Annotated in this window: 11 protein-coding genes; 7 read left to right on the top strand and 4 right to left on the bottom strand. The window is 40.6% G+C overall.

Annotated features, from left to right (window positions below):
- Positions 1 to 62: 62 nt before the first annotated feature.
- On the bottom strand, positions 63 to 1,346 hold the full coding sequence (pepB, locus tag DY200_RS04385) for an aminopeptidase PepB (RefSeq protein ID WP_115587973.1): 1,284 nt from the start codon (positions 1,344 to 1,346) through the stop codon (positions 63 to 65).
- Between the two features lie 123 nt (positions 1,347 to 1,469).
- Positions 1,470 to 2,285, bottom strand: coding sequence for a 5'-nucleotidase, lipoprotein e(P4) family (locus DY200_RS04380; protein WP_115587055.1), 816 nt, complete (start codon positions 2,283 to 2,285; stop codon positions 1,470 to 1,472).
- A gap of 172 nt (positions 2,286 to 2,457) precedes the next feature.
- Here DY200_RS04380 and DY200_RS04375 point away from each other — a divergent pair, with 172 nt between their 5' ends.
- A complete protein-coding gene (locus tag DY200_RS04375; RefSeq protein WP_115587054.1) occupies positions 2,458 to 3,396 on the top strand; it encodes a bile acid:sodium symporter family protein in 939 nt (312 codons plus the stop codon).
- A gap of 79 nt (positions 3,397 to 3,475) precedes the next feature.
- On the opposite strand, the gene DY200_RS04370 is transcribed toward DY200_RS04375, so the two are convergent.
- Both DY200_RS04370 and DY200_RS04365 read right to left on the bottom strand, forming a co-directional pair.
- Positions 3,476 to 4,657, bottom strand: a complete 1,182-nt coding sequence (locus tag DY200_RS04370) for an efflux RND transporter periplasmic adaptor subunit (protein WP_115587053.1) — start codon at positions 4,655 to 4,657, stop codon at positions 3,476 to 3,478.
- Between the two features lie 96 nt (positions 4,658 to 4,753).
- Entirely contained in the window at positions 4,754 to 5,569 is an 816-nt protein-coding gene (locus DY200_RS04365; RefSeq protein WP_115587052.1) for a Cof-type HAD-IIB family hydrolase, read from the bottom strand.
- 597 nt (positions 5,570 to 6,166) lie between these two features.
- Here DY200_RS04365 and leuA point away from each other — a divergent pair.
- From leuA to upp, 6 genes are all read left to right on the top strand, one after another.
- Positions 6,167 to 7,708 carry a 2-isopropylmalate synthase gene (gene leuA / locus DY200_RS04360; RefSeq protein WP_115587051.1) on the top strand — a complete coding sequence of 514 codons (1,542 nt, stop codon included), beginning with the start codon at positions 6,167 to 6,169 and terminating at the stop codon, positions 7,706 to 7,708.
- Positions 7,709 to 8,050: 342 nt separating this feature from the next.
- Positions 8,051 to 8,629: an RNA polymerase sigma factor RpoE gene (rpoE, locus tag DY200_RS04355; RefSeq protein WP_115587050.1), complete on the top strand. Its 579-nt coding sequence runs from the start codon at positions 8,051 to 8,053 to the stop codon at positions 8,627 to 8,629.
- 19 nt (positions 8,630 to 8,648) lie between these two features.
- Positions 8,649 to 9,272, top strand: coding sequence for a sigma-E factor negative regulatory protein (locus tag DY200_RS04350; protein WP_115587049.1), 624 nt, complete (start codon positions 8,649 to 8,651; stop codon positions 9,270 to 9,272).
- Positions 9,273 to 9,496: 224 nt separating this feature from the next.
- Positions 9,497 to 9,925, top strand: coding sequence for a SoxR reducing system RseC family protein (locus DY200_RS04345; RefSeq protein ID WP_115587048.1), 429 nt, complete (start codon positions 9,497 to 9,499; stop codon positions 9,923 to 9,925).
- An 11-nt stretch (positions 9,926 to 9,936) separates the two neighbouring features.
- The gene (gene fadD / locus DY200_RS04340; RefSeq protein WP_115587047.1) at positions 9,937 to 11,628 is read left to right on the top strand and encodes a long-chain-fatty-acid--CoA ligase FadD; all 1,692 of its coding nucleotides are present in this window, start codon (positions 9,937 to 9,939) and stop codon (positions 11,626 to 11,628) included.
- A gap of 66 nt (positions 11,629 to 11,694) precedes the next feature.
- Positions 11,695 to 12,321, top strand: coding sequence for a uracil phosphoribosyltransferase (gene upp / locus DY200_RS04335; protein ID WP_005596420.1), 627 nt, complete (start codon positions 11,695 to 11,697; stop codon positions 12,319 to 12,321).
- Position 12,322: the final 1 nt, after the last annotated feature.

The following is a 12,322-nucleotide window of genomic DNA, read 5'->3' as shown; positions in this document are numbered from 1 at the left end:
CTTGTTTTACGCGAACTTTAGCGGAACAAGCGGTTAAATTTTTTGGAAATTTTACAAAACGTTTATCGAGATAAAAGCAGATTCGCGAGGGTTTTCATCCCTAAACCGGTTGCACCTGCCGCCCATAAATCACTCGCTGTTTTACGGAAAGTGGCGGAAGCATCAATATGAAGCCAATTTTTTTCGTAATCTTTCACAAAGTACGATAAAAAGGCGGTTGCCGTGCTTGCACCGGCACCAACCGGTACTGATCCGATATTGGCAATATCTGCAAATGATGACGAAATTTGTGAACGATGAAATTCTTCAAACGGTAAACGCCAGAAGGGTTCGTGTTCCGCTTTTGCCGCATTAAATAAGCAAGCGGTTAATTCATCATCCATAGACAGTACCGAATGGTAGTCATTACCGACCGCCACTTTTGCCGCGCCGGTTAAGGTTGCCGCATCAATAAGAAATTTCGCATTTTGCTCACTGGCTTCAATTAAGCCGTCCGCTAACACTAAGCGACCTTCCGCATCGGTATTCAGCACTTCTGCACTAACGCCATTGCGATATTCGATAATATCGCCTAATTTAAATGCAGTACTGCTTACCATATTTTCCGCACAGCATAAGTAGAGTTTTACCCGTTGTGTTAAGCCGCGACTGATTGCAAAGCCTAATGCACCGGTTAATAAGGCTGCACCGCCCATATCGGTACGCATAGTACTCATTGAGTCACTCGGTTTAATGCTATAACCGCCGGTATCAAAAGTAATGCCTTTACCGACTAAACAAGCAAGCACGGGTGCATTAATATCACCGCTCGGATTAAAATCCAATTTGAGCAATGTCGGTTTATTTGCAGAGCCTTTACCTACCGTCCAAATACCGTGATAGCCTTGCTGTTTTAACACTTCACCGCTAATCATTTCGGCGTAGACTACATTTTTACCGAGATATTGCTCAGACTGTTTAGTAATAAACTCCGCCGCTTTTTGCGCTAAACGCTCAGGGGTAAGCGTTTCGGAAGATTCGTTAATCAAAGCACGTGTAAAGTCAGAACAATGCAAACGTGCATCAAATTCCGCTTGTTGTTCGGCTAAGTCGGGGTAACTTACTGTTCCGGTATTGCGAACACTGATAAAACCTTGATGAAATGCCCAACATTCTTCTAATGTCCAACCTTGTCCGCTAAGCGTAACGTTTAAAACGCCTTGATTTTTAATTTTACGAGCGGCACGCTGAATCGTCGTTAGCGGATCTTTTTGTAGGTGAATCGTCATACCTTGTTGATTGGCAGACAGAATGGCATTTTTGCCCCATTGTTCGGGAGCGGGATCTTGGGAAAGCGTAATATTCATGGTAACCATTGTTATGTCCTTGTTAGGTTAAAATAAGCGGTTCAATCCTAGCAAAATTTTGTAAAGAGAGATAGAAAAAAGACCGCTTGTGGCGGTCTTCGGAAGTGAATTTGATAAGATAAATTATTTGCCGTCCCAAGCCTTAATTGCACCGTGACGAATATCTAAACGGCTTTTCGCATCGCCTTTATAGTAGTTTTTATCTAAACCGCCTTCCCAGTCGCCGTAGTTCGGGTTAGGAAGTACGATAAATTTTTTACCGAATTTGTCTTTATTTGCCGCAACAAAATCACGACGTTCCGCATTGGATTTTTTGTAGGTCGCATCGCCGAAGTCATTTAAGTTATCGCCAAGGTAAAGCACGATTTCATAACCTTGTTTTTCAATTTCTTCAAAGCGAGGGGTTTTGTTCGATTTGTCCTTTTTGAGGAAAAGGGTTTGTTCGCTGACACCGGTAAAGCCTAATTTTTTCATATCGTCTAACGTACCGGCTTTTTCACCGTTGTCTTTGCGGTTTGATACGTAGAACATCGTACCTTTATGACTGTTTACGTAATTATTGAATTCTACCGCACCGGCAATCGCTTGCGTTTGACGGGCATTTACCCAGCGAGTCCAGCTCTCGCCGTCGAAGGCTTTATGATTTTTGACTTGCCAGCCGGCATAGGCGCTGTTATCCACCATGGTTTCGTCTAAATCGACCACAACCGCTTTTTTCTTACCTTTGGCGACTTTTGCTTGATCAAATGCGACTTTAGCCGTGTTGAACGCTTGATGCGCAAGTGCTTGATACTCACCGGATTGTTGTACCCAGTTAAGACCTAATGCCGCTTGTTCTTGTAAGATCATTTCATCATGATTGGTTGTATCGTGATGAGCGCAAGCGGTTAAGATAAATGCGGAAGCGACCGCTGCACCGGTTAATTTAAACAATTTCATTGTTTTCTCCTTCGTTTTGTTGCTTTAAATCTCTTTTAACGTAATCAGTTAAAAGTTTGTAAAGGGTACAAAGAATGCGAATGCTTGTCTATTCACATTTCTAAAAAATTCAGGTAGCCTGTGTTTCCTTTAATTTAAATCAATATATGTTAATAATAAATAAGGACACAACATGAATTTTTTATTAAAACTGACGTTATTTGTGAGTAAAACATTTGCTATTTGGGTAGTGGTATTTGCCTTTATTTCGGCGCAATATCCGGAAACTTTTAAGCAATTCGTACCTTGGATTCCATACTTGCTCGGTATCGTCATGCTGGGAATGGGGCTTACTTTAACCTTTAAGGATTTTGGCGAAGTCACTAAAAATCCGAAAGCGGCGATTATCGGAGTGATTGCGCAATTTGTCGTGATGCCGAGTATTGCTTTTTTATTGGCTAAAGCATTTCAGCTACCGCCGGATTTAGCAATCGGGGTAATTTTAGTCGGTTCTTGTCCGGGCGGGACGTCATCGAACGTGATGACTTATTTGGCAAGAGGAAATACGGCGTTATCCGTCGCTTGCACTACCGTTTCAACTTTATTGGCTCCGGTATTAACGCCGGCGATTTTCTATTTATTTGCAAGCGAATGGTTGGAAATTGATGCGGGCGCAATGTTCGTTTCCGTCTTAAAAATGGTATTGTTACCGATTTTTGTCGGGGTAGTGATTCGTTCTATTTTTAAACAAAAAATCGAACAATTCAGCCAAACGATGCCGTTAATTTCGGTTGTGGCGATTATCTTAATCGTAACGGCGGTGGTTTCGGTCAGTAAAGATCGTATTATCGAATCCGGTTTATTGATTTTCTTCGTAGTGGTATTACATAACGGTTTAGGTTATTTAATCGGTTATACGGTAGGTCGAGTATTAAAATTACCGATTGCCGACAGTAAAGCGGTTTCGATTGAAGTCGGTATGCAAAATTCCGGTTTAGGCGCAGCGTTAGCCGCATTGCATTTTAAAGCGAATCCGGTGGTGGCGGTGCCAAGTGCGGTATTTAGCTTTTGGCACAATATTTCCGGTCCGGTATTGGCGATGATTTTCGCCTCGATTAAGAACGAAAAATAATTTTTCGGACGATTTAATGTAAACAAGCGGTGGAAATTTACTAAAATATTGTAAATTTCCACCGCTTGCTTTTAGTCAATTAGAATCCGCCCGGTCTGCGGCGCATTTCCGCACTGATTTTTTCATCATCCGTACGTTGGGCGGTAATCACTTTTTCTCCCTCATTTAAACCACTCAACACTTCGGTATATTGACTGTCGGCAAGCCCGATTTCGACTTTTTTCTCAATCGATTGATTATTTTCCAATACATTGATAAACACCGCATTACTTTTTTTCTTCAGCGCAGATGTCGGCACGATCAACACGTTTTCGCGCTTAACAATATCCACTTGCCCTTGCACCGTCATACCGATACGTAATCTTTGCTCCGAATTTTCAACCAAAGAATTGGCGTAGTAGTAAATCGCTTCGGTATTGCCTGATTTCTCCGCATATTTATTTGAGGCGTTATCGTCACTTAAGGTAGTCAATGCCGGATCTACGCTGTCAATTTTACTGTTGTGCGTATGATTAGGTTCCGCCAGTGTCGTAAATCGAATCGCTTGTCCCGATTTTACTTGAGCGATATCGCCTTCGGAAATCTCAAGTTTGACTAGCATCTTGCTTAAATCCGCCACATGAACAATAGTCGGCGAGGTTTGATTCGCATTGACGGTTTGCCCGACCGAAACCGGTATGGACACAATAGTGCCGTCCATCGGCGATACGATTTGCGTATAATTTAAATTGGTTTTGGCATCGTTTACCGAAATTTGTGCCGATTTAATTTGCGCTTTTACGTTATCTACCGTCGCTCTGGCGGAAGCTAAGGTATTTTTCGCCGTTTCAAAATCACTTTGGGAAGCGCTTTGTTGCTTATAAAGTTTATTTAAACGATTGAAATTGGATTGTGCGACTTCCAATGCGACTTGAGCGGATTTTAACTGTGCCTGATAAGAGGAAAGCGTTGCTTCCGCCGTGCTTAAACTGTTACTTTGATTACTCGAATCTATTTCGGCAAGCAAATCGCCTTTTTTAACTTGTTGCCCCAAGGCCACATAAAGATTAATGATTTTACCGGATACCTGCGCCCCGACTTCGGTCCGCTTACTGGCGCGTACCGAGCCGGTTGCCAATACATGCTTATCAATCGTGCCTCGTGCGACGGGTTCGGTAATATAATAGACTTGTTGATTGTCACTTTGATTAAAAAAATAGAAATAGCCGGCGGTTATAATACCGGCAAGGGTCAATCCCGTGATTAACGATTTTAATTTCATTTGTTTTCCGATAATGTCTAGGTAATATGCGGTCTGTTAAGACCAAAAATTTGCAATATCGTTCGGTTATCAGACCGCTTGTTAATAGATAAACGATCAGAGGATACCGAATGTAGCCCGTATATAAGCGGCGACCGATTCATGCGCATTATTGCCGATAATTTCATGTTGAGGTAACGCTTGAATTAAACGCTTATCCGCATTCCGCATAATACAACCTTTCCCCACTTTGGAAAGCATTTCTATATCGTTCATACCATCGCCGAATGCCAAACAATCTTTTAACTCGTAGCCTCTTAGTTTTACCAATTCTTCAAGCGCATTGCCTTTTGATACGGATTTGTTCATTACTTCCAAACAGAGCAGCGCGGAATAGGTCATATAAATTCGGTCGCCAAACTTCGCTTTAATATATTGTTCGATTGGGACGAGATCTTCCGGAGCCTTACCGATAAAGAAAACTTTCTCGGTTTGACGCCCGTGGTGTTTGCTGAAATCGACGACTTGATAGGAATAGCCGGAATCTTTGTGATATTTTTTTAACTGTTCGATATCGACATTGATAAACCATTCGTCGCCTTGGTAGCTGTTAAGGCAAACTCTATTACTGTCGAAAGGGATATTCATCAGCTGAAATGCAATATCTTCCGGAAGGTAGTGATTTAATACGGTCTGACCGGAAAGAAAATTCGCTCTGGCGCCGTTAGAGGTAATGAGCATCGCTTCATTAACATTGACTTTGCTAATGATATGTTTTACATCGGGATAATTTCGCCCCGTTGCGAAAAAAATATCGATACCTTGTTGAGAGAGTTTGCTTAACGTTTCTATCGTATATTGACCTATTTTATGGTCGGCATTCAGAAGTGTTCCGTCTAAATCGGAAACAATGGCGCGAAACGGGTGAGTCATAAAAGATCCTTATAAATTTATTCTGATTATAATTTGATTTAAGGCTAACAAATTTGACCGGTTTCTTCAAAGAAAATAGCGAATTTCTACTACCGTAATCAAAAATTATTGAAAAAATCAGAAAAAGAATTAAAAGGTCGGAGGTCTTGCATTTTGTTAAAACAGCTAATGTTTATTCGGAAGAATTTAGATGTATTAGCGTTATTTGCTAATTATTTTAATTTATAAAGAATTAATCACTGTTTTTATGCAATGTTTTATCGGGAAATCGTTTGCTTGTAGTGAAAAATGCTATTGACTTCACTCTATTTGAAGTTAATATGTACCCGTATTTCAAATAACTATGCAAACATAAACACACACAACATAATGGAAAAACGACTATCTCTTCGACTGCTTCTGTTATCGCATTTCGTGCGAGGATAAAGGTCGTTCGGAGTGAAAGCGTTCACTATCCACACTTTGCCCGCACATTGATGCGGGTTTTTTTTACTTATAAAAAATAGCAAAGAATCGGTGAAGATGGGCATATTTGACTAGTTTATTTCGGTATATTGAATTCGGATAAAAGTGTTGAGAACACTTAATGGAGAGCTTATGAGTAACATTATTATTTTTGATACGACATTACGTGACGGTGAACAATCGCTTAAAGCAAGTTTAACCGTAAAAGAAAAACTACAAATTGCGTTAGCATTAGAGCGTTTAGGCGTTGATGTTATGGAAGTTGGTTTTCCGGTTTCATCGGCAGGGGATTTCGAGTCGGTAAAAACCATTGCTCAACACATTAAAAACAGCCGTGTTTGCGCATTATCCCGCGCAGTGGATAAAGATATTGATGTGGCGGCGGAAGCATTGAAAGTCGCAGAAGCATTTCGTATTCATACATTTATCGCCAGTTCCGCTATTCATGTTGAGTCTAAATTAAAACGTTCGTTTGATGATGTCGTTGAAATGGCGGTGCATGCGGTTAAACGTGCCAGAAACTATACCGATGATGTGGAGTTTTCCTGTGAAGATGCGGGACGTACCGGTATTGATAACATTTGTCGTATTGTCGAAGCGGCAATCAATGCCGGTGCGACTACGGTAAATATTCCGGATACGGTCGGTTACTGTTTGCCGTATCAGTACGGCGATATTATTGCCAATGTGATGAACCGTGTGCCGAATATTGATAAAGCGGTTGTTTCGGTGCATTGTCATAACGATTTAGGTATGGCGACGGCAAACTCGCTCACGGCAGTGTTAAATGGTGCGAGACAAATCGAATGTACGATTAACGGTATCGGCGAGCGTGCGGGGAATACCGCATTAGAAGAAGTGGTCATGGCAATCAAAACTCGCCAAGATATGTTCAATGGTAGAGATACGCGCATTAACACGCAAGAAATTCATCGTGTCAGCCAAATGGTCAGCCAATTATGTAATATGCCGATTCAACCGAATAAAGCGATTGTCGGTTCGAATGCCTTTGCCCATTCATCCGGTATCCACCAAGACGGTATGGTGAAAAATAAAAATACCTATGAAATTATGTCGCCTGAAACCATCGGTTTGAAGAAAGAAAAATTAAATTTAACCGCCCGTTCAGGACGTGCCGCCGTGAAAAATCATATGAGCGAAATGGGTTATCAAGAAAACGACTATGATTTGGATAAACTTTATGACGCATTCCTAAAATTGGCGGATAAGAAAGGTCAAGTATTTGATTATGACTTGGAAGCGCTTGCCTTTATCGATATGCAAGCCGGTGATGAGGACAGATTGCATTTAGATGTGATTACGTCACAAATGATTAGTCATTTACCGGCTTCGGCGTTTGTTCAGGTGGAATTGGACGGCGAAAAATTAAGCCAAGTATCAAGCGGCGGTAACGGACCGGTCGATGCGGTCTTTAATGCGATTTTGGCTATTACGGGTATGGAAGTAAAAATGCTTCATTATAACCTTACCGCAAAAGGCGAAGGTGCGGAAGCATTGGGACAAGTGGATATCGTGGTTGAACACGAAGGACGCCGTTTCCATGGTGTCGGTTTAGCCACCGACATTGTCGAGTCTTCGGCGCGTGCGTTAATCCATGCGATCAATGCGATTTATCGAGCGCATAAAGTGGCGGATTTAAAAGCTAAAAAATAAAGTATTTTAAAAAGATGAGATAAGCGGTCAGATTTGATGGAAATTTTGTAAAAATCCAGTAAAATCTGACCGCTTTCAGTCATTAAATAAGAAAATATTGATACGATTATATTTGACCGGTTGTTTTATATAACATTGATTGAATTTTTACACATAAGTAGTTTAGTAAAATTATAAATATTTGTAGCATCCTTAGTCTTGTTATTGAATTTTATTAAAGTATTTGTAAATAATTGAGTAATTTATTCTTTATATGAACTTTTCATTTTTGTTACACACTAAAGGATGTACGGAATGAGAACAATAAGGAATATGCGAAATAGATTAGGATAACGCAAATAGATGAGTGAGCTGGTAGCCGATCAAGAATTGGTTGAACGTGCACAGAAAGGTGATAAAAAAGCATTTAATTTACTCGTCGTACGTTATCAGAACAGAGTGGCAGGTTTATTAACTCGCTATGTTTCACGTGATGATATTCCGGATATTGTGCAGGAATCTTTTATTAAAGCGTATCGTTCATTAGAGTCTTTCCGTGGAGAAAGCGCCTTTTATACGTGGCTTTATCGTATTGCGGTGAACACTGCTAAAAATCATTTAACCGCTTTGGGAAGACGTCCTCCTAAAGAAGATATTTTGGCGGAAGATGCGGAAAGCTTTGATGTTGGGGTTCAACTTCGTGAGAGTGATACACCGGAAAATGTGGTGCTATCCGAAGAATTAAAACGTGTCGTTTTTGACACGATTGAAAATTTACCTGAAGAACTCAAAACGGCAATTACTTTGCGTGAGTTGGAAGGTTTAAGTTATGAAGAAATTGCGGAAGTCATGCAATGTCCCGTCGGTACGGTTCGTTCGCGTATCTTTAGAGCAAGAGAAGCGATTGATGTAAAGGTCAATCCGCTAATGCAACAGATTTAAGATTCAATCGGAGTTTATTATGCAACAAAATGAAACCCTTTCCGCTTTTATGGACGGGCAAAAAGTTGATGATGCGTTCATCGATGAGTTATGCGAAAGTCCCGAATTAAAGCAAAAATGGGCAAGATACCATGCCGTAAGTAGTGTTTTGCACGGTGATGAGATTATTCTTGGTCGTGATTTTTCAGCAAAAATGGAAGCGTTACTGGAAAATGAAGAAATCGAATCTCAGCCGTCCGTTCAGGAAACTACGACTGCTCCTCAGGGTAAATTAATCAAATTAAAACGCTGGAGTATGCCGCTTATGCAAGCGGGTATCGCCGCATCGGTGTGCTTGGTTGCGGTGCTCGGCGTAAATATGATGAATGAGAAAAACGAACTTGCACAAGCGAGCCAACCTGTATTACAGACACAGCCGTTTAGCGATTCGGTTCAACCGGTAAGCTATAATGCACCGAGCAAAGATGTCGCGACTCTCGATAAATTAGAAAGTCAGCAACACAAAATCAATGCGTTATTACAAGCTCAACAGTTACAAAGTAAACTGGATGTCGAAGCGATGAATACGTCTAAAGAGAAAGAACAAAAAGAAAAGGCTCAAACATCATCGACCGATAAAAAATCAGAGTTAGAAAAGAATTAACGAGCTTATAAAATAGTCGAATGAATTTGTTGTTGTAATAAATTAAATCTACTAACAAAGAAAGCGGTAAGATTTAGCGAATTTTTTGAGAAAATTTGCTACAATCTTACCGCTTTTTTTATTTTTCTTCATATACGACCAGTTTAATATGGTTTGCAAAAGGAAAATACGGATTGCTTATTTTTGAGTAATCATAAAGCGTTCAATGATATGAGGAAAATATAATGATGATTGAAACGGCTACCGTTGTGGACTACCAATCCGGTATTGCAACGGTACAATGTAGTGCAAAAAGTGCTTGTGGAGGTTGCGCCGCCCGTAATAGTTGCGGTACGAAATCTTTATCGGCGCTTACCGGAGAAAAGTTTGCACCTCAATTCAAATTATCCGTAGATATGCCTTTGACAGTCGGAGATAAAGTACAAATCGGTTTGCCCGAACCAACTTTATTACTGAGTGTATTTTTAATTTATTGTGTTCCATTGTTTGTGTTAGTTCTCTCTGCGGTCATTTTTTCTCAACTGTTTGCGAATGAGTTATTCGTCGCATTGTTTATGTTGATAAGTGTAAGTATGACTTTTTGGAACATCAGAAGAATAATGTATAAAAAACGGGAAAGTGAGTTCACGCCTGTATTTTTGAGACGACTTTAATAGGAGACAGTATGGAAAAAATTTGGTTACAAAATTATCCTGAAGGCTCACCGAAAACGATAAACGTTACACCTTACGACTCATTACTGGAAATGTTTGAATCCGCCGTACGCAAGCATCCCGATATTCCCGCTTATATTAATATGGGAAAAGTACTTACCTTCCGTAAATTGGAAGAAAGAAGCCGTGCATTCGCCGCTTATTTGCAGAACGAACTTCGTTTGGAAAAAGGTGATCGAATCGCATTGATGATGCCGAATTTATTACAATATCCGATAGCACTGTTTGGCGCATTACGTGCCGGTTTGGTGGTGGTAAACGTTAATCCGCTTTATACGCCCAGAGAATTGGAGCATCAGTTAAACGACAGCGGTGCCAAAGCTATCGTTGTCGTTTCCAATTTTGCCGCAACACTTGAAAAGATCGTATTTGAGACGAGTGTAAAACATGTTATTTTGACCCGAATGGGGGATCAACTTTCATTCGGTAAACGTACATTAGTCAATTTTGTAGTGAAGTACGTTAAAAAACTCGTTCCTAAATATAAATTGCCTCATGCGGTAAGTTTCCGTGAAGCGTTAAGTATCGGTAAGCAACGTCAGTATGTGAAACCTTCTTTATATAGAGAGGATCTGGCTTTTTTACAATATACCGGCGGTACGACCGGTGTGGCTAAAGGCGCAATGTTATCGCACGGCAATTTAGTTGCAAACTTAATGCAAGCCAAATGGGTTGCGGAGCCATTATTACGAAATAGTAGAGAATGCATAGCGGTTATTCCTTTACCGTTATATCACGTTTTTGCATTATCCGTTAATTGCCTGCTTTTTATTGAACTGGGTATAACTGGTTTGTTAATTACCAACCCTCGCGATATTCCGGGCTTTGTTAAGGAATTAAAAAAATATAAAGTCGTTGCTTTAACCGGGGTAAATACATTATTTAATGCGTTATTGAATAATGAGCAATTTAAAGAAATTGATTTTTCGCATCTTAGACTTAGCGTCGGAGGCGGCGCATCCATTCAATCCGCGGTAGCGAAACGTTGGCATGATGCGACCGATTGCCATATTATCGAAGGTTACGGTATGACGGAATGCTCTCCATTGATTGCCGCAACACGCAGTGATTCGGTCGAGCATACCGGATCTATCGGCGTACCGGTTCCTAATACGGATATTCGTATTGTAGATGATGAGGGGAACGATGTGCCGATTGGCGAGCGAGGAGAGCTTTGGGTTAAAGGCCCTCAAGTTATGCAGGGTTATTGGCAACGTCCGCAAGATACCGCAGACGTTCTGAAAGACGGTTGGATGGCAACCGGCGATATCGTTGTGATGGGAGAAGATCTTAATTTACGTATTGTCGATCGTAAAAAAGATATGATTATTGTTTCCGGTTTTAATGTGTATCCGAATGAAATCGAAGAGGTTATTGCACATAATCCGAAAGTAAATGAAGTCGTCGCAATCGGTATTCCGAGTAAATCGTCCGGTGAAGCGATTAAAATTTTTGTGACGAAAAAAGACGAAAGCCTTACACGTGAAGAATTACGAAATTATTGTCGTCAATATTTGACCGGTTATAAAATTCCTCGAGAAATAGAGTTTCGTGACGAATTACCGAAAAGTAATGTAGGTAAGATTCTTCGTAGAGTATTAAGAGATGAAGAATTGGCGAAAATTAAAGAACAACAGAATTAATCGGTTTATATTGGAATCGTATTCGTTTCTTATTTAAAATAATATAAAAATGCTTAGGAGTAATATATGAAAATTGTAGAAGTAAAACATCCTCTGGTTAAACATAAACTTGGCTTAATGCGTGCCGCCGATATTAATACCAAAGATTTCCGTGCGTTAGCGACAGAAGTCGGTAGCTTATTAACCTACGAAGCGACAACCGATTTAGAAACGGAAGCGATTGAAATTGACGGTTGGTGCGGTAAAGTGGAAGTTGAACGTATTAAAGGTAAAAAAGTAACGGTCGTACCTATTTTACGTGCGGGTTTAGGGATGATGGACGGTGTGTTGGAACATATTCCGAGCGCGCGTATCAGTGTCGTCGGTATTTATCGTAATGAAGAAACGTTAGAACCGGTTCCATATTTCACGAAATTAGCCAATGATGTAGAAGAGCGTTTAGCGATTATCGTTGATCCGATGTTAGCAACGGGCGGTTCAATGATTGCAACAATCGATCTTTTGAAAAAAGCCGGTTGTAAGCAAATTAAAGTACTGGTACTTGTCGCTGCGCCTGAAGGTATTAAAGCATTAGAGGCTGCGCATCCGGACGTAGAGTTATACACCGCTTCAATTGACAGCCATTTAAATGAGCACGGCTATATCGTGCCGGGCTTAGGCGATGCCGGTGATAAGATTTTCGGTACGAAATAAT

This window comes from Actinobacillus lignieresii, from assembly GCF_900444945.1.
Taxonomy (GTDB): domain Bacteria; phylum Pseudomonadota; class Gammaproteobacteria; order Enterobacterales; family Pasteurellaceae; genus Actinobacillus; species Actinobacillus lignieresii.
This window is presented reverse-complemented; position numbering and strand designations above follow the sequence as displayed.